Origin of the sequence: Variovorax sp. SRS16 (assembly GCF_901827165.1) — a bacterium.
Taxonomy (GTDB): Bacteria; Pseudomonadota; Gammaproteobacteria; order Burkholderiales; family Burkholderiaceae_C; genus Variovorax.
On record NZ_LR594666.1, the window covers coordinates 4682144 to 4699898 of the forward strand.

At 68.2% G+C, this 17755-nt stretch carries 17 protein-coding genes and 1 tRNA gene; 5 read left to right on the top strand and 13 right to left on the bottom strand.

Going from position 1 to position 17755, the window contains the following annotated elements; translation table 11 throughout:
• Nucleotides 1-18: 18 nt before the first annotated feature.
• The 3 genes from E5P2_RS22660 to E5P2_RS22670 are packed head-to-tail and all read left to right on the top strand — an operon-like array spanning nucleotide 19 to nucleotide 3357.
• Nucleotides 19-741, top strand: coding sequence for a DsbC family protein (locus tag E5P2_RS22660; protein WP_162569395.1), 723 nt, complete (start codon nucleotides 19-21; stop codon nucleotides 739-741).
• Nucleotides 741-2537, top strand: coding sequence for a M61 family metallopeptidase (locus tag E5P2_RS22665; RefSeq protein ID WP_162569396.1), 1797 nt, complete (start codon nucleotides 741-743; stop codon nucleotides 2535-2537). Before E5P2_RS22660 ends, E5P2_RS22665 begins: the two co-directional genes overlap by 1 nt.
• Nucleotides 2538-2577: 40 nt before the next feature.
• Entirely contained in the window at nucleotides 2578-3357 is a 780-nt protein-coding gene (locus tag E5P2_RS22670; RefSeq protein WP_162569397.1) for an enoyl-CoA hydratase, read from the top strand.
• A gap of 7 nt (nucleotides 3358-3364) precedes the next feature.
• Here E5P2_RS22670 and E5P2_RS22675 read toward each other — a convergent pair whose 3' ends face one another.
• The gene (locus E5P2_RS22675) at nucleotides 3365-4576 is read right to left on the bottom strand and encodes a hypothetical protein (protein ID WP_162569398.1); all 1212 of its coding nucleotides are present in this window, start codon (nucleotides 4574-4576) and stop codon (nucleotides 3365-3367) included.
• On the bottom strand, nucleotides 4573-5241 hold the full coding sequence (locus E5P2_RS22680) for a sigma-70 family RNA polymerase sigma factor (RefSeq protein ID WP_232080805.1): 669 nt from the start codon (nucleotides 5239-5241) through the stop codon (nucleotides 4573-4575). Before E5P2_RS22680 ends, E5P2_RS22675 begins: the two co-directional genes overlap by 4 nt.
• A 776-nt stretch (nucleotides 5242-6017) precedes the next feature.
• Between E5P2_RS22680 and E5P2_RS22685 the strand changes: the two genes are divergently transcribed.
• Together E5P2_RS22685 and E5P2_RS22690 are read left to right on the top strand one after the other, a co-directional pair.
• The gene (locus tag E5P2_RS22685) at nucleotides 6018-6884 is read left to right on the top strand and encodes a vWA domain-containing protein (RefSeq protein ID WP_232080806.1); all 867 of its coding nucleotides are present in this window, start codon (nucleotides 6018-6020) and stop codon (nucleotides 6882-6884) included.
• A 32-nt stretch (nucleotides 6885-6916) separates the two neighbouring features.
• A tRNA-Met gene (locus E5P2_RS22690) sits at nucleotides 6917-6993 on the top strand.
• A gap of 64 nt (nucleotides 6994-7057) precedes the next feature.
• Here E5P2_RS22690 and E5P2_RS22695 read toward each other — a convergent pair.
• The 11 genes from E5P2_RS22695 to E5P2_RS22745 form a co-directional block, all read right to left on the bottom strand.
• The gene (locus E5P2_RS22695) at nucleotides 7058-8026 is read right to left on the bottom strand and encodes a Bug family tripartite tricarboxylate transporter substrate binding protein (RefSeq protein ID WP_162569400.1); all 969 of its coding nucleotides are present in this window, start codon (nucleotides 8024-8026) and stop codon (nucleotides 7058-7060) included.
• Nucleotides 8027-8045: 19 nt separating this feature from the next.
• The gene (locus E5P2_RS22700) at nucleotides 8046-9242 is read right to left on the bottom strand and encodes a CaiB/BaiF CoA transferase family protein (protein WP_162570617.1); all 1197 of its coding nucleotides are present in this window, start codon (nucleotides 9240-9242) and stop codon (nucleotides 8046-8048) included.
• Between the two features lie 17 nt (nucleotides 9243-9259).
• The gene (locus E5P2_RS22705) at nucleotides 9260-10057 is read right to left on the bottom strand and encodes an SDR family NAD(P)-dependent oxidoreductase (RefSeq protein WP_162569401.1); all 798 of its coding nucleotides are present in this window, start codon (nucleotides 10055-10057) and stop codon (nucleotides 9260-9262) included.
• Between the two features lie 163 nt (nucleotides 10058-10220).
• The gene (locus E5P2_RS22710) at nucleotides 10221-11141 is read right to left on the bottom strand and encodes a hydroxymethylglutaryl-CoA lyase (protein ID WP_162569402.1); all 921 of its coding nucleotides are present in this window, start codon (nucleotides 11139-11141) and stop codon (nucleotides 10221-10223) included.
• Between the two features lie 11 nt (nucleotides 11142-11152).
• Nucleotides 11153-12088: an electron transfer flavoprotein subunit alpha/FixB family protein gene (locus E5P2_RS22715; RefSeq protein ID WP_162569403.1), complete on the bottom strand. Its 936-nt coding sequence runs from the start codon at nucleotides 12086-12088 to the stop codon at nucleotides 11153-11155.
• A 120-nt stretch (nucleotides 12089-12208) separates the two neighbouring features.
• Nucleotides 12209-12958: an electron transfer flavoprotein subunit beta/FixA family protein gene (locus E5P2_RS22720; protein WP_162569404.1), complete on the bottom strand. Its 750-nt coding sequence runs from the start codon at nucleotides 12956-12958 to the stop codon at nucleotides 12209-12211.
• Nucleotides 12958-13749 (bottom strand): enoyl-CoA hydratase/isomerase family protein, encoded by a 792-nt coding sequence (locus tag E5P2_RS22725; RefSeq protein WP_162569405.1) that lies wholly within the window; start codon nucleotides 13747-13749, stop codon nucleotides 12958-12960. Before E5P2_RS22725 ends, E5P2_RS22720 begins: the two co-directional genes overlap by 1 nt.
• Nucleotides 13749-14159: a Zn-ribbon domain-containing OB-fold protein gene (locus tag E5P2_RS22730; RefSeq protein ID WP_162569406.1), complete on the bottom strand. Its 411-nt coding sequence runs from the start codon at nucleotides 14157-14159 to the stop codon at nucleotides 13749-13751. Before E5P2_RS22730 ends, E5P2_RS22725 begins: the two co-directional genes overlap by 1 nt.
• Nucleotides 14156-15322, bottom strand: a complete 1167-nt coding sequence (locus E5P2_RS22735; protein WP_162569407.1) for a thiolase domain-containing protein — start codon at nucleotides 15320-15322, stop codon at nucleotides 14156-14158. The genes E5P2_RS22730 and E5P2_RS22735 overlap by 4 nt, the downstream gene beginning before the upstream one ends.
• Nucleotides 15319-16482 (bottom strand): acyl-CoA dehydrogenase family protein, encoded by a 1164-nt coding sequence (locus E5P2_RS22740; RefSeq protein ID WP_162569408.1) that lies wholly within the window; start codon nucleotides 16480-16482, stop codon nucleotides 15319-15321. Before E5P2_RS22740 ends, E5P2_RS22735 begins: the two co-directional genes overlap by 4 nt.
• Nucleotides 16479-17585, bottom strand: a complete 1107-nt coding sequence (locus tag E5P2_RS22745; protein ID WP_162569409.1) for an acyl-CoA dehydrogenase family protein — start codon at nucleotides 17583-17585, stop codon at nucleotides 16479-16481. The genes E5P2_RS22740 and E5P2_RS22745 overlap by 4 nt, the downstream gene beginning before the upstream one ends.
• Nucleotides 17586-17755 lie beyond the last annotated feature (170 nt).

Genomic DNA, 17755 nt, shown 5'->3' on the forward strand with positions numbered 1-17755 from the left:
GGCAACAGGAACCTCCTCATGAAAAAACTCGTCCGCCCTCTTTTCGCCGCCGTGGCCTTCGGCTGCGTCCTCGCGAGCGCCATGGCCGGCGAAGCCGAGATCCGCAAGAACCTGGCGGCGCGCATTCCGCAGTTCGCCAAGATCGACGAGGTCACCAAGGCACCGATGCCCGGCCTCTACGAGGTGCGCCTCAACGGCTTCGAGATCTACTACACCGACGAGCAGGGCAACTACCTGCTGCAGGGCAACCTGATCGACGTCAAGGCGCGCAAGAACCTGACCGAGGAGCGGGTCGAGAAGCTCAGCGAGGTCGCCTTCGACAAGCTGCCGATGCAGGACGCCTTCAAGATCGTGCGCGGCAACGGCAAGCGCCGCCTGGCCGTGTTCGAGGATCCCAACTGCGGCTACTGCAAGCAGTTCGAGCGCGAGATGAAGAGCGTCGACAACGTCACGGTCTACCTCTTCCTGTACCCGGTGCTCGGTCCCGATTCGACGGTCAAGGCGCGCGACATCTGGTGCAGCAAGGACAAGGCCAAGACCTGGAACGACTGGATGGCGACCCAGGTCAAGCCCGCGAGCGCGGGCCCCGGCTGCGACGTGGCGGCACTGCAGCGCAATCTCGAATTCGGCCGCAAGTACAACATCAGCGGCACGCCGACGCTGATCTTCAGCGACGGCACCCGCGCGCCGGGGGCGATTCCCGCCGCCGAAGTCGAAAAGCAACTCGCCGCGCTCAACTGATGGCGGCGCCGGCCATCCGCTTTCGCGTCGAATGCGCGGACCGCCACGCGCACCTGTTCGCCGTCACCCTCACCATCGATGCGCCCGCGGCGCTGCAACGGGTCTCGCTGCCGGTGTGGATTCCGGGCAGCTACATGGTGCGCGAGTTCGCGAAGAACCTGCAGCAGCTGCAGGCGGCGCAAGGCCGGCGCAAGCTGGCCGCGCGGCAGATCGACAAGCACAGCTGGCAGATCGACTGCGCGCCGGGCAAGCCGCTGGTCCTGCGCTACCGGGTCTGCGCCTACGACAACTCGGTGCGCACCGCGTGGCTGGACGCCCATCGCGGATTCTTCAACGGCACCAGCCTGTGCCTGCGTGTCGAAGGCCAGACGGACGCACCGCATGCGCTCGAACTCCCGGCGCCGCCTTCGGCCGCCGGCGACGGTGCGCGCTGGTCCTGTGCCACCGCGCTGCGGCCGTCGAAGGTCGATCGCCATGGCTTCGGCAGCTACGTTGCCGCCGACTACGACGAGCTGGCCGACAGCCCGGTCGAGATGGGCACGTTCTGGAGCGCGAGCTTCGAGGCCTGCGGCGTGCCGCACCGCTTCGTGGTCGCCGGCGCGCCCGCTTCCTTCGACGGCGACAAGCTGATCGCCGACACGCGCGCGATCTGCGAGGCACAGATGCGCTTCTGGCATGGCGACAAGGTCGGCAAGCGCGGCGGGCCGCGGCCGCCGCATGACCGCTACGTGTTCATGCTCAACGCCGTGGACGACGGCTACGGCGGACTCGAGCACCGGCACTCGACGGCGCTCATCTGCACCCGGCGCGACCTGCCGCAACGTGGCGCCATGAAGCAGCCCGAGGGCTACACCACGCTGATGGGATTGATCAGCCACGAGTACTTCCACACCTGGAACGTGAAGCGGCTGCGGCCTGCAGAGTTCGCGCGCTACGACTATGCCGAAGAGAACTACACGCAGCTGCTGTGGCTGTTCGAGGGCTTCACCAGCTACTACGACGACCTGCTGCTGCGCCGTGCCGGCCGCATCGACGACGCGGCCTACCTGCGGCTCGTCAACAAGACCATCAACCAGGTGATGCAGACGCCGGGCCGGCGCGTGCAATCGGTGGCCGAGGCGAGCTTCGACGCCTGGGTCAAGTACTACCGCCAGGACGAGCAGACCGCCAACGGCACGGTGAGCTACTACACCAAGGGCGCGCTGGTGGCGATGTGCTTCGACCTCACGCTGCGCAGCGAAGGCAAGGGCACGCTCGACGACGTGATGCGGCTGCTCTGGAAGAAGAGCGGCGGCGGGCCCGTCGCCGAAGCCGATTTCGCCGAAGCGATCGAAGCGGTCGGCGGCCGGTCGTTCACCAGGGAAATCGCCGACTGGGTGCACTCGACCGCCGAGCTGCCGCTGTCCGAGCTGCTGCGTGCGCACGGCGTCGTGCCGCTCGACGATCCGGCGCAGCGCGCGCAGGAACTCGGCCTGCGCGTGACCGAGACCGGCGGCAGCGTGCAGGTCAAGGTCGTGTTGCGCGGCGGCGCGGCCGAACAGGCCGGCTTCTCGGCCCACGACGAATGGCTCGGCATCGAGCTGCCGGCGGCCAAGGGCCATCCCGCGCAGGGCTGGCGGATCGCCAAGCTCGACGACCTCGCGCTCTACCTCGGCCCGCAGAAGAAGATGACCGCGATCGTCGCGCGCGACCGGCGGCTGCTGCGCCTGCCGCTCGTGTTGCCCACCGGCGTGACCACCTGGCGCCTGATGGCGCAGGATGCAGCCAGACTGGCCGCCTGGCTCAGCCCGTCCTGACCGGCCCCTCACACTGTTTGTTCGTTTCAAGGAGACCCGCATGAGCTACGAAAACATCGAAGTCCGCACCGAGGCCGGCAAGGTCGGCATCGTGACGCTGAACCGGCCCAAGGCGCTCAATGCGCTCAACGACGCGCTGATGACCGAACTCGGCCAGGCACTCAAGGCCTTCGATGCCGACAGCAGCATCGGCTGCATCATCGTCACCGGCAGCGAGCGCGCCTTCGCGGCCGGTGCCGACATCGGCGCGATGGCCAGGTACAGCTTCGCCGACGTCTACAAGGGCGACTACATCACGCGCAACTGGGAGACCATCCGCAGCGTGCGCAAGCCGGTGATCGCGGCCGTGAGCGGCTTCGCGCTCGGCGGCGGCTGCGAACTCGCGATGATGTGCGACTTCATCATTGCCGCAGACAACGCCAGGTTCGGCCAGCCCGAGATCAAGCTCGGCGTGATCCCCGGCGCCGGCGGTACGCAGCGCCTGCCGCGCGCGGTCGGCAAGTCCAAGGCGATGGACATGGCCTTGACCGGTCGCATGATGGACGCGACCGAGGCCGAGCGCTCGGGGCTGGTGAGCCGCGTCGTGCCCTACGACAAGTTGATGGACGAGGCATTGGGCGCCGCCTTGGTGATCGCCGACTTCTCGCAGGTCGCGGTGATGGCCGCCAAGGAATCGGTCAACCGCGCCTTCGAAGGCGGTCTGTCCGACGGCGTGATGTTCGAGCGCCGGCTGTTCCACGCGCTGTTCGCCACCGCCGATCAGAAGGAAGGCATGGACGCCTTCATGAACAAGCGCAAGGCCGAGTTCAAGCACGAGTGAGGCCGCGCTAGGGTGCGCGCGGCGGCGCCGTGGGCGGCGGGTCTTGCGGCGGCGGGGCCGGCTCCGGTTTTGCGGCCTCGGGCCGGGATGCGTCCGGCGGCGGCTGCACCGCTTCGCCCAGTGCGCTGCGCAGCGCGTCGAGCGCCGGTGCCGATGGCGCACCGGTGGCCGGCGGTGAGCGGCCTTCGCGCCAGCGCACCTGGTTGCGCCCGAGCTCGAACACGGCCAGCACGTCCTTGCCGCGTTCGAGCGTGATGCGCCATTCCGGCGCGCTAGCCAGCGGCTGCGCGCCCGCGGCCGTGATCGCCGCCGACCCCATCAGCGCATCCAGCGAACCGGCTTCGGCGCGCGTGAGGCTGCGGGTCGCACCACCGCGTTGCGCGATCGTGATCCGCGTCCATTGCGAGAGCGCCTCGAAGGTCGGCGGCTCGGTTGCGTCGGTGCGCGCCGAGGGCGGCGCGGCACGTGCAGCACCGGCGGCGCTGCCACCCGGCGCCACGAGGCCGGCGGCCGGCGCAGCCGGGGGCACGGCCGGCGGCGCGCCCGCAAAGCGCGGCAGCATCGAAGCCTCCTGGTCCTTGCGCGCACGCTCCGCTCGCGACGGCGCAGGCGCGTTGGGCGTCGGCGAAGCGGCCTTGGCACGGCTCTGCTTCGCTGTACCCGACAGGTCCGGGCCGAACAGCGCAATGTTGTTCGTGGCATCGGAAGCATCGGGCGACGGCGGCAGCGGCGGCGGCGGGCTGACCGGCTCCAGCTCGGGCAGCAGCGACGGTGGCCCGGCCGGGATGGCCTGGGAGGCCGCCGACATGGCCGGCGCCGGCGATGCGCTGGCCGGCACGGCAGGGCTCGGCGCAACCGCTCGCGGCGCCGCCGCGGAGACCTGCCTTTCGCTGTCGGGCCGTGCGTCGGGCACGGACTCGCGCTGCCAGAGGACGGTCACGAGCGTGGCGACCAGCACGGTGGCGAAGGCCGCGTTCCAGGGCATGCGCGAGCCGCTGCCGCCGGTCCATCCGCCCGCGCGCCACCACGGCCTCTTCTCCTCGCGTTCGAGCAGCACGGCGTCGGAAACCGCGACCGCTTCATGCGCCTTCTGCAGGATCGTCTTGCGCAGGCGCCAGTCGGGCACGGCCGCGTGATCGGGAGCGTGCAGCAATGCGCGGCGCAGCGCGTCGTCCTGCAGCGGCCCGTCTTCTTCGGGGGTTGGCGCGGCATCGATCATGCGCGGTGCTCCAGCACGGACAGGTAGCGCTCCATGCAGCCGCGCAATTTCTTCAGGCCGTAGCGCAACCGGCTGCGCACCGTCTCGAAGCCGACATCGAGCGTGACGGCCAGCGCTTCCACCGTGAAGCCGTCTTCGTTGTGCAGCAGGAAGGCCGAGCGCTGATCGTCCGGCAGTTCGTCGAGGCAGGCCAGCAGCCGGCGGCCGGCGGCGCGCCAGAAGGCGGTCTCCTCGGCCGAGGGATGCGCGGCATCGCGGGCCGCGCCGCCGTCGCGCAGCAGGCCGCGGCTGAAGAGCCGCGCGGCCTCGAGGCCGTCGCCGTCCTCGTCGTGCGCATAGAACGCGACCTCGCGCCCGCTCATGCGCAGCCGGTCCATGGCGAGGTTGTGCGCGATGGTGAAGGCCCAGGTCCGCCAGGTCGCACCCTGCGGGGAAAAACTCTCGCGCGCGGCGACGATCCGCAGCCAGGTGTCCTGGAACACCTCGTCGACCTCCGACGCGAGGCGCATGCCCATGAGACGCCGCACGAAGCGGAACAGCGCGCTCTCGTGCCGCGCGTAGAGCGCATCGAAGGCGGTGGTGTCGCCGCCGGCGTAGGCGAGCATCAGCTGGTCGTCCGGCATGGCGTCGTGCAGGGAAGGGGTAGCGGCGGTGGGCGCAAGCATCGGCAGATTTTCACCTCACGTTCTACGGACAACGCGGTCGCTCGGGGTTGGCACCGGCAAAAATATATCGCGCGAGCGCTGACCCGCCTGGCATCGGTGCGCCGTATCAGGCTGCATCCACAACCCGGAGCCATCGATGACCCCTCGCCCTTTCTTCCTGCAACGACCGCTCGCCGCGCTGCTGTGCGCGCAGCTGCTGCTCGGCGCATGCAGTGCCACCGAGCCCGCGGCCTTTGCGCCGCCGCAGTGGCCGGCGCAGATCGTGGCACGCACGGAGCCGAATTTCGAAGCCCCGTCGGCCGCCCATTGCGCGCGTCCGATGCAGACGCACGAGACACCCGGCCGCGATCCGGGCCAGGGCGGCCGGCGCATGCCGCGCGAGGACGCGATCTACGGCGATGCAGGCGCGACGCACAGCCGAAAGGACGAGGCGAAAGGCACGGCACCGGGCGCAGCCGCCACGGACGACGCAGCGGCCGGCGCCATGGCGGCGCCTTCGACCGCGGCACGCGCCGCCGGCCCGGACATCGCGCGCGAAGCGGAGGCTCCGCGTTTCGCACCGCCCTCGCCCCTTTCGCCGCCACCGATGCAACAACTTCGGCCGCGCAGCGAGGCGGTCACCGCCGGCATGGTGGACGACAACGTCCGACTTCTCGGCCTACCTGCAGTTCCGCCAGCGCACACAGGTCGCGCATCGCGAGCGCGACATCCGCGAACACTACCTGCTGCAGGTGCGCGATGCGCGCGGCGCCGGCGTGCCCGACGCGGAGGTGGCCGTGCAAGGCGCGAATGGCGCCGCCATGTGGGCGCGCACCGATGCGGCCGGCCGCGTGTGGCTGCATCCGAACGCCTTCGATCCCTTCGGCAGCCCGGTGTACGAAGTCGCCGTGCGCAAGGACGGCCGGCAAGGCACGACCTTCCTGCGCCGCGGACAGAAAAGCGCGGTCGAGCTGGTGCTGGATGCGCGCCCGGCGGCGCAGCGCGCAAGGCTGGACCTGGTCTTCCTGGTCGATGCCACCGGATCGATGGGCGACGAGATCGGCAAGCTGAAGACAGCACTGCATTCGATCGCCAACGAGGTCGCTCGCTTGCCCAGCCATCCCGACACCTGCTTCGGGCTGGTGGCCTACCGCGACCGCGGCGATGCCTTCCTGGTGCGCCGCCACGACCTCACCAACGACCTCGGCGCCTTCCAGTCGGTGCTGAATGCGCTGCAGGCGAATGGCGGCGGCGACTATCCGGAAGCGATGAACGAGGCGCTGCACGAGACGGTGCACGACCTGAGCTGGCGCGGCAGCGGTGCGACCCGCATGGTCGTGCTGCTGGCCGATGCGCCGCCGCATCTCGACTACGGCGGCCCGCAGTACGACGACGACATGATGGCCGCGCTCGGCAAGGGCATCAAGGTGTTCAGCGTCGGCGCGAGCGGGCTCGACAAGCAAGGCGAATACGTGCAGCGGCAGATCGCGCAGTACACCGGCGGGCGCTTCGTGTTCCTCACCTACCGGGACGCCGCCGACCCGGCGAGCGGGCCGGGCCGCGAGACGGTGCACGACGTCAGCAACTATTCGGTGCAGACGCTGGACCGGCTGATCGTGCGGCTGGTGGCGGACGAACTCGCGAAACTTCCGCCGGCCGGCTGAGGCCGCGCGGAGACGGCTATAATCTTGGGCTCGGCTCTTTAGCTCAGTCGGTTAGAGCGATGGAATCATAATCCACAGGTCCGCGGTTCGAGTCCGTGAAGAGCCACCAGGTACAGCAAGAAAAGCCCGCCATCAGATCGATGGCGGGCTTTTTCTTTGGCACGCAGGCCCCATCACCTGGCCGCGGCCGCCGGCTTCAGCGTCTTCGCAAGCTCGCCCCATTGCGCAAGCTCCGCGGCCTGCGTCGCACCCAGCTGCGCGGCGGTCCCTGTCATGGCCTCATAGCCATAGGTCGCGGCCAGGTGCTGGAACTCGACGGACTTCTGGATCTTTGCGATCTCCGCGTTCAGGCGGTTCACGATGTCGGGTGGCATCCTGGCGGGCCCGTACAGCGCGTACCAGCCGGACGTGTCGAAGCCCGGGTAGGTCTCGGCCACTGTCGGCACGTTCGGCGTGAGGGGATGCCTTCGGGTCTGCGTGGTGGCGATGGCCTTGACCTTGCCGGCCTTGATCAAGGGCATGGCCGCGCCCAGGGAGTCGAAGAAGATGTCGAGGCGACCGCCCATCAAGTCGGTATAGACGCCGGCGGCGCCCTTGTAGAAGACGTCGGTGAACTGCACGCCGGCGCGGCGGCTGAACAGAATCGAAGCGAGGTACGAGGCGCCCGTCGACGAGGCCGAGCCATGGTTCAGGTGCTGCGGGCTCGCCTTGGCGAGCGCCACCAGTTCGGGAATCGTGTTCGCCGGCAGATCGGGCCTGGCCAGGATCACATGGGACACCGACACCAGGCCGGCGATCGGGCTGAAGTCCTTGACCGTGTCGTAGGGCAGCGGAATCTCCGACAGGAACGGACTGATGGTCTGAAAACTGTTCGCGCTGACGACGAGGGTATGGCCGTCGGGCACGGCCCGGGCAGCCCGCGCCAGCCCGATCGTGCCGTCGCCGCCGGGCACGTTCTCCACGACGAACTGCTCGCCCAGTGCCTTGCTCAGTTCGACCGCGAAGAATCGGGCGCTCTGGTCGACGCTGCCTCCCGGCAGCAACGGCACGATGACGCGCACCGGTTTCGCAGGCCAGGTCTGCGCGAGCGACACCGGGGGCAGCAGGGTGAGTGCCAGGACGGCACGGCGTGTCAACTTCATGGACTTGCTCCTTCTTCCTTCATGGGGCCAGGACGCTGCCGTCCGCCAGCATGGCGGCGATCTCATCCTCCGGATAGTCGAGGCCACGGAGCACCTCGATGCTGTGTTCGCCGAAGCCGGGGGCATGGCGGCGTATGGAAGCGGGCGATCTGGAGAATCGGATCGGCGAGCGCACGAGCGTCGTCGCACCTTCGGTCGGATGGTGGTGCGCCTCGAACATGCCGACCGCCTGCAGGTGCTCGTCCTGCGGCAGATCCTCGATATCGACGACGGGCATGCACGGGATCTCGCCGGCCTCGCAGATCGCCACCCATTGCGCGGTCGTGCGGCTCGGCGTCAGATCGCGGATCAGGCCGTAGAACGCGTCCGGGTGCCGGACACGCGCCGCGTAGCTGCAAAAGCGCGCGTCGTCCGCCACCTCCGGCCGGCCGACCGCCGAGAAGAAACTCCGGCACTGCCGGTCGTCGTACGGCAGGATGCAGACGAAGCCATCCTGGGTCGGGAAGGGTCGCCGCGATGGTGAACTGGCCCGCGCGTAGCCGATCTTTCCCGGCGGCTGCGCGTAAGCGCCCGCGCCCAGATGATCGATCAGGTTGAAAGCCACCAGCGTCTCGAGCATGGGCACTTCGACGAATTGACCTTCCTGGGTTCGCGACCGGTGAAGCAGCGCCGCCAGCACGGCCTGACTCACCGTGAGACCCACGATCTTGTCGGCGATGGCGCTCGGCACATAGCGCGGTTGGCCGTCCTGGCGAACGAACAGGCTGGCGAGGCCCGACGCCGCCTGGATCGCGTCGTCCAATGCCGGCTTGGCCCGGTACGGGCCATCCTGGCCGAAACCGTAGGCGCCCACGTACACGATGCCCGGATTGAGCGCTGCCACGGCCTCATAGCCGAACCCCAGCCGTTCGATGGCCTGCGGCCGCATGTTGTGAATGAAGACATCGGCCGTTGCCGCCAGCCTGCGCAGCACTTCCTTTGCACCGGCCTGCTTCAGGTCGATGGCGACCGACCGCTTGTTGCGGTTCATGTTGAGGAAGCTGCCGCTCATGCCGGGCGTGCGCGCGGCGCCCAGATTGCGCGCGATATCTCCCGCCGGCGGCGCTTCGATCTTGATCACGTCGGCGCCCATGTCGCCCAGTGTCTGGGTGGCGTACGGGCCCAGCATCACCGTCGTCACGTCCACGACGCGGATGCCTTGCAGCGGGCCGTGCATGTCGCGATCCATGAGGCTCAGAGTGCGCGCACGACGCCGCCGTCGACGATGACGCTGGCGCCGGTCATGTAGCTGGCGCGATCGGAACAGAGGAAGGCGATGACGTCGGCCATTTCCTCGGGCTTGCCCCAGCGGCGACCGGGCAACAGCACGTCCCTGGACCAGCGCTGCATCTCCTGCGCGTACTTGTCCGCATCGCCGCCGGTCAGATCGCGCAGCTTGCGGTCGAAGCGCGGCGTCATGGTGAGGCCGGGCATCAGGTAGTTCACGCGAATGTTGTCGCGTCCGAACTCCTGCGCCAGCGCCTTGGTGAAGTTGAACATCGCGGCCTTGGCCGGTCCGGACACGGTCGAAGGCCCCTTGGGCGCCTGCTTGGCCGTGATGCCGCCGAGATTGAGGATGACGCCGCCGCCCTGGCGCACCATGTGCGGAACGACCTGCTGCGACACGACGTAGGTCGAGAAGAAGTTCAGCCGGAAATTTTCTTCGAGGTCCTTCACGGTGACCGCCAGGAAGCCCTTCGACATTCCCGTGCCCGCGTTGTTCACCAGCACGTCGATGCGGCCCCAGCGCGCAATGACCGCTTCGACCAATGCAGGCAATGATTCGAGCTCCGTCATGTCCCCCGGCAGGGCGAGCACCTCTGCGCCTGTCGAGGACGCGATTTCGTCGGCCGTCGCCTGCAACACCGGCGCCCGGCGCGCATTGATGGCGACGCGCGCGCCTTCGCGTGCGAAGGCCAGCGCGGTCGCCTTGCCGATGCCTTCACTCGCGCCCGTCACCAAGACGACCTTGTGTTTCAGTCCCAGATCCATGCTGTCTCCTCGAGACCGCGACGACGAGGAACGGACACCCCGAGATCGCCGCGGCTGGCATCCCGGTTTTGTCACCGGTCCACGCGAGTGACAATCGAAATGTTTTGAGTTGGCTTGAGAAAAAGATCAGGCGGCAGCGGCCGCCGCGGCACCGCACATCGTCTCAGCCCTCGCGCTTCGTGCGTATCGCCTTCGACGCCCGCGAGTTGGGTTCGCGGCCGAGCGCTTCGCTGATGTACACGCCCGCATCGATCAACCGGTCCAGGTCGATGCCGGTCTCGATGCCCATGCCGTGCAGCATGTAGACCACGTCCTCGGTGGCCACATTGCCGGTCGCGCCTTTCGCGTACGGGCAGCCGCCGAGCCCGGCCGACGAGGTGTCGAACTGCCACACGCCCATCGCCAGGCTCGCGAGCGTGTTGCCCAGCGCCTGACCGTAGGTGTCGTGGTAGTGGCCCGAGATGTCGTCGATGCCGAAGTGCTTCAAGGTCACCTCCAGCGCGCGCTGCACCTTGACCGGGGTGCCCACGCCGATGGTGTCGGCCACGCCCACGTGCTGCACACCGATGTCTTTCATGAGGCCGGCCAGCATGTCGACGCGCGCGGGCGCGACTTCGCCTTCGTAGGGACAGCCCACGGCGCAGGACATCGCGCCGCGCACGTAGATGCCCTGGTCACGCGCTGCCGCCACCACCGGCCGGAAGCGCTCGATGCTTTCGGCGATCGAGCAGTTGATGTTGCGCTGGCTGAAGGCCTCGCTGGCGGCGGCGAACACCACGATCTCGTCGGGCCATTCCTCGCGCGGCGCGGCGATGGCGGCCTCGAAGCCTTTCATGTTGGGCGTCAGCACCGAGTAGCGCACGCCGGCCTTGCGGTGGATGCCGTGCATGACCTCGGCGTTGTCGGCCATCTGCGGCACCCACTTGGGCGAGACGAAGCTCGTCACCTCGATCTCGCGCACCCCCGCATCCTGCAGCCGGTGCACGAGGCCGATCTTGATCTCGGCCGACACCGGCTGCTTTTCGTTCTGCAAGCCATCGCGTGGGCCCACGTCGACGATCTTGACTTCGGAGGGGAGTCGCACGGGCCGCCTCGTCAGAGCGCCTTGACCAGTTCCGGCACCGCCGTGAACAGGTCCGCCACCAGCCCGTAGTCGGCGACGCTGAAGATCGGCGCCTCCTCGTCCTTGTTGATCGCCACGATCACCTTCGAATCCTTCATCCCGGCCAGATGCTGGATCGCCCCCGAGATGCCACAGGCGATGTACAGCTGCGGTGCGACGATCTTGCCCGTCTGGCCCACCTGCCAGTCGTTCGGTGCGTAGCCCGCGTCCACTGCGGCGCGGCTGGCGCCCAGGCCCGCATTGAGCTTGTCGGCCAGCGGGGTCATCACTTCCTGGAACTTCTCGGCACTGCCCAAGGCCCGGCCACCCGAGACGATGATCTTGGCCGAGGTCAGCTCGGGCCGGTCGTTCTTGGCGATCTCGCTGCCCACGAAGCTGCTCTTGCCCGAGTCGGCCACGCCTTCGGCGTTCTCGACGCTCGCGCTGCCGCCGGTGGCGGGTGCGGGATCGAAGCCGGTGGTGCGCACGGTCACTACCTTGATCGCATCGCCGCTCTGCACGGTGGCGATGGCATTGCCCGCATAGATGGGGCGCTCGAAGGTGTCGGGTGCATCGACCTTGGTGATGTCGCTGATCTGCGCGACATCGAGCCTGGCGGCCACGCGCGGGGCGACGTTCTTGCCGTTGGCGGTGGCGGGGAACAGGATGTGGCTGTAGTTCTGGGCGATGGCCAGCACCTGCGCGGCAACGTTCTCGGCGAGGTTGTCCTTCAGGCTGGCGCTGTCGGCCACGATGACCTTGGCGACGCCGGCGACCTGGGCGGCGGCCTTGCCGGCTTCGGCGGCGTTGGCACCGGCGATCAGCACATGGACGTCGCCGCTGGCGCAAGCCAGCGCTGCGGTGACGGTGTTGAGGGTCGCCGGCTTGAGCGTGGCGTGGTCGTGTTCTGCGATGACGAGGACGGTCATATCCAATTTCTCCAAAGGGCCTTGTTCCAGGAACACCGCGGAACCGGCTTTGCCGGGCCGCTGGTGTTGCCCCCTGCAAGGGGGTTGGCGAAGCGACACGAAGTGCGCGAAGCCTGGGGGTCAGATCGCTTTTGCTTCGTTCTTGAGCTTGTCGACGAGGGTCGCCACATCGGGCACCTTGATGCCGGCGCCGCGCTTGGGCGGCTCCGCGACCTTGAGGGTCTTCAGGCGTGGCTTGGCGTCGACACCGAGGTCCTCGGGCTTGAAGACATCGAGCGTCTTCTTCTTGGCCTTCATGATGTTGGGCAGCGTCACGTAGCGCGGCTCGTTCAGGCGCAGGTCGGTGGTGATGACGGCGGGCAAGCTCAGCTGCAGGGTCTCCAGGCCACCGTCGACTTCGCGGGTGACGTTGACTTTGTCGCCGTTGACTTCGACCTTGCTGGCGAAGGTGGCCTGCGGCAGGTCGGCCAGTGCGGCGAGCATCTGGCCGGTCTGGTTGGCATCGTCGTCGATGGCCTGCTTGCCGAGGATGATGAGGCCGGGCTGTTCCTTGTCGACCAGGGCCTTCAGGAGCTTGGCGACGGCCAGGGGCTGCAGTTCCTCGCTGGTCTCGACCAGGATGCCGCGGTCGGCGCCGATGGCCATGGCGGTGCGCAGGGTTTCCTGGCACTTGGCATCGCCGCACGAGACGGCGATGACTTCGGTGACGACGCCTTTCTCTTTCAAACGCACGGCTTCTTCGACGGCGATCTCGTCGAAGGGGTTCATGCTCATCTTGACGTTGGCGATATCCACGCCGGTGCCGTCACTCTTGACGCGTACCTTGACGTTGTAATCGACGACCCGCTTGACGGGGACCAGGACCTTCATCACTCTCCTTTGAACGACGGTTTTCGTTTCTCGTTGAACGCCTTGACGCCTTCCACCCGATCCTTCGTGGGCACGAGATGGTTGTAGGCTTCGATCTCGACCACCAGGGCGTCTTTCAGTGCCATGCCCAGGCCGCGCGAGACCGAATGCTTGATCTGCCGTGTCGACAGCGGCGCGCTGCCGGCAATGAGGCGCGCGGTTTCCAGCGCGCGCGCAAGCAACGCGTCGAGCGGCATCACTTCGTTCACCAGGCCCCATTGCTGCGCCTGCATCGCAGTGAAGGGCTTGCCGGTCAGGATGTATTCCTTGGCGAGGCGCTCGCCGATGGCACGGGGCAACGTCTGCGTGCCGCCCGCGCCGGGCATGATGCCCAGCCTGGCTTCGGGCAGCGCGAACCTGGCATGGTCCGCGGCATAGAGAAAATCGCAGCAGCCGGCGATCTCGCAGCCGCCGCCGAAGGCTGCGCCGTTGATCGCACCGATCACGGGCAGCGGGCAATCGAGCAGCGCGCGCGCCATGCGCTCGAAGATCAGATGCTGGGTCGTCCAGGCCTCGCTGCTCATGCCGTCGCGCTGCTTCAGGTCGCCGCCCGCGCAGAAGCCCTTGGCGCCGGCACCGGTGAGCACGACGCAGCGCAGCGCGCCGGGACGCTGCGCGATCGACTCGAACAGGTCCACCAGGTCCAGGCCCATCTGGGTATTGAGCGCATTGAGCAACTCGGGACGGTTCAGCGTCACCAGCAGCACGTGCTCGTCCTGCGGCGCCGCCAGAAGCGTCTCGTACGCGCGCATCACGAAGCCTCCGCCGGGCCGAACATCGGCACCCTGACGCCGCCATCGGCCTCGACGAAACAGACCTTCACGCGCGTGCCGACGGGCGGCGTCGAATCGCCGAAGCCCGAGAGGTCGCTCATCAGCGTGACGCCTTCGTCCAGGGTCACGTAGGCCACGCAATACGGAACGGGCACGCCCTTGCGCAGCAGGCTGGCGCTGTACACCGACCCCAGGCCGGCGGAAGATTTCCACGCCGTGCGGTCCGAATGGCAGTGCGGGCAGATCCCGCGCGGCGGATGGTGCGCCCGGCCGCAGGCGTCGCAGTGCTTGTAGACGAGACGGCCTTCGGCCGCCGCATCGAAAAAGGGCTGGGCCTCCGGATTGACCAGCGGCGCCGGAATCTTTCGGACAGGGGTCTCGGTGCTCATGCTCGCTCCAGGATGAGGGTGGCCGAGGCGTGGCGGCTGCCCAGCATGCCGCCGGTTCCCTGGGCCAGGGCCAGCGCGCAGTCCTTGACCTGCACGGCAGGGTGCGCTTCGCCGCGCAACTGGCGCACGGCCTCGATGATCTTGGTCATGCCGCCGCGGTTGGCCGGATGGTTGTTGCACAGCCCGCCGCCATCGGTATTGATGGCGAGGCGGCCCTGGCCGGCGATCAATCGGCCGTCGGCAACGAAACGGCCGCCCTGGCCCTTCTCGCAGAAACCCAGGTCCTCGAGCTGAATCAGCACCGTGATGGTGAAGCTGTCGTAGATCGAGGCATAGCGGATGTCACCCGGCTTCACACCGGCTTCGGCGAAGGCTGCGGCGCCGGATGGCCGGGCGGCCGATGTCGTGATGTCCGGGCGCGCGCTGTTCACGTAGCCCACGGCCTCGCCGCCGCCCACGAGGCGCACCAGCGGTCGCTTCAGGCCGCGCGCGATCTCGGGCCGGGCGACGATCACCGCGCCGCCGCCGTCGGTCACCACACAGCACTCCATGCGATGCAGCGGATCGGCGATGAGGGGCGACGCGAGCACGTCCTGCACCGTCACCACGTCGCGCAGCATGGCGTGGGGGTTGTGCTGCGCATGGTGCGAGGCCGTGACCTTGATCCATGCCAGTTGCTCGGCGGTCGTTCCGAACGCGTGCATGTGGCGCTGGGCCGCCATCGCATAGCTGTTGATCGGCACCAGCCCGTAGGGCGATTCGAACGGTGCCTCGGGCGCCAGCAGGTTGTACGCGCGCGCCTGCGTGCCGCTGGAGCCTTCCGAACGCGGGCGTCCGGCCAGCGTGACCAGCGCGACATTGCAATGCCCGGCCTCGATGGCCTGCGCCGCATGCCGCACGTGAATCAGGTAGGAGGAGCCGCCGGTGTCGGTCGACTCCACGTAGCGCGGCCTCAGCCCGAGGTAGTCGACCATCGACAGCGGGCCGAGCCCGGGCGCATCGCCCGCGCAGAAGTAGCCGTCGATATCGCTGGCCTGCAGCCCTGCGTCATGCAGGGCGCCGCGCGCCACTTCGGCATGCAGCTGGGCCACGCTCTTGTCGGGTGCATGGCGCGTGGGATGCTCGTAGGCGCCGACGATGCAGGCGCGTTCGCTCTTGTTCATGATGGCAGCCTCAGAATCTCGCGGGCCAGCACGTTGCGCTGGATCTCGTTGGTGCCGCCGTAGATGGTCGAAGGCAGCGCGCGGAAGAACGGTCCCAGCACGTCGATCTCGGCGTCGCCCACCTGCACCGTGCCGCGCAGCTGGGCCAGGGGTCCGGCGGCGCGGATCACCTGGTCGGCGATGGCCTGGAAGCTCTCGGTGGAGATCACCTTCAGCATCGAGATGTCCGGCGGGATCGGATCGCCGCGCTTGACGATCTCGATGAAGCGTTCGTAGCAGGCGGTGTGGTCTTCGACCTGCATGCGCAGTTTCGCGAAGGCCAGCGCGAAGGCCGGATCCGCATGCAGCCCGCGCGCCTCGGCGACCCGCGACAGCACGCCGAGCGCGTAGTTCGGGTACTTGGGGCTGCCGAGGAAGATGCGCTCGAAGCCCAGCAGCGCCTTGGCAATGCCCCAGCCCTCGTTGGCGCCGCCCACCAGGTTCGCGACGGGCACGCGCACGTTCTCGAGAAACACCTCGCACAGCTCGCTGTGGCCGGCCACGTCCTTGATGGGCCGCACGCGGATCCCGGGCTGCTTCATGTCCGCCAGCAGGAAGCTGATGCCGGCCTGCTTCTTGGCCTGCTTGTCGGTGCGCGCGAGCACGAAGATATGGGTCGCATCGGTGGCCAGCGTGGTCCAGATCTTCTGCCCGTTGAGGACGTATTCATCCCCATCGAGGACGGCCTCGGTGCGCAGGCCGGCGAGGTCGGACCCGGCATTCGGCTCCGAGTAGCCCTGGCACCAGAGATGCTCGCAGGCGATGATCTTCGGCAGCCACTGCTTCTGCTGCTCGGGCGTGCCGTGGCGGATCAGCAGCGGCCCCACCATCAGGATGCCCATGTCGGCGAAGCGCGACACGCCCCAGCGCTCGTGCTCTTCGTAGAAGATCAGCAGCTTGCCCGGATCGAGGCCCATGCCGCCATGCTCGCGCGGCCAGTTGGGCGCGATCCAACCGATCTCGGACATCCTGCGATACCAGAAGCCGATCTCGTGCCAGAACAGGCGGCGCGAGGGGTAGCGCAATTCATTCGGATAGTTCGCTTCGAGGAAGGATCGAACGCGCTGGCGGAAGTCGTCGTCCGCGAGCGCGTTCCAGTCGGTCGTTGCGGGATCGTTCATGCGTTGGCGGCCTCGAAAGGTGCGGCATGTGCAGCGTAGCGGCGCACGTGTTCGTCCGCATTGCCCAGCCATGCGGAAAAGGTCAATGCACGATTCAGATGCAGGCTCAGGTCGTACTCGTCGGTGAAGCCGACGGCGCCGTGGAGCTGCACGGCCGTGCGCGCGATGCGGTCCAGGGCATCGCCGGCCCGCGCCTTCGCGCGGCTGGCCAGGCAGGCGCGTTCATCGGGCGTGCAGCCAGCATCGACCTTGGCGCAGGCGTGCTGCGCCACGTCGCGGGCCATCTGTTCGGCAATGTGCATGTCGACGGCCTTGTGCTGCAGGGCCTGGAACGCGCCGATCGGCTTGCCGAACTGCGTGCGGGTGCGCAGATACTCCTGCGTCAGCGCGTTCATGCTTCGCATCGTGCCCGCCATCGAGACGGCCGCCATGATGAGCGCGAAGTCGAGCGCCTTGCGCGCCGCGGCCGCCGCCCTGGCCGGATACGCCACGACGCAAGCCTCGGGCACCGCAGCGCCATCGAACTTCAGCCAGGCCGCAGCAGTCCCATCGGCGCGCGCTTCGCGCCGCACACTCAGGCCTGCTGCATCGGCGGACACGCACAGTGCGGGCTGGCCTTCGCCATCGGCGAACACCAGAAGAAAATCGGTGGCATCGCACGGCGTGACGAGGCGGGCGCTTCCGCTCACCCGCCATCGACCCGCCTGCAGCGTGCAGGTGGAACCCGGGTCCATCCAGGCCAGCGCCGGGACGACAGCGCCCTGGAGGGTGGATGCGAGCAAGGCGGAACGCGCAGGCCCGTCGGCGTCGACCAGCATCGTCAGCGCGAGCACGCCGCTCGCCACCAGCGGCTCCGGCCCCCCGGCGGCGCCCCATTCGTACACCAGCTGACCCATTTCCGCGAGCCCGTTGCCCAGGCCGCCATCGGCCTCCGGCACGAGCACCGAGAGCCAGCCGAGTTCGGCCATCTCGCGCCAGACGTCGCGATCGAAGTCGGGGGTGCGGTCGCGGCAGGCGCGAATGCGCGCGGCATCGCCTCGGCCGGCAGCGAACTGGCGTGCCGCATCCGCGAGCATGCGTTGGGGGTCGTTGTGCGGTCGCATGGGTCCTGCTGAGTTGATCACTGTCTCCTGCCTCGAAGCATCCCGCATGCGGTCGCCTCTGACAATTGACCTTTATTGTCCGGTGGTGCAACGCAGTTCAACCCACGTCAGCAGTCGATTTAGTTTTACTGGCTGCCTCGAAAAAATAATTCGATTGTCAGCAGGGACTG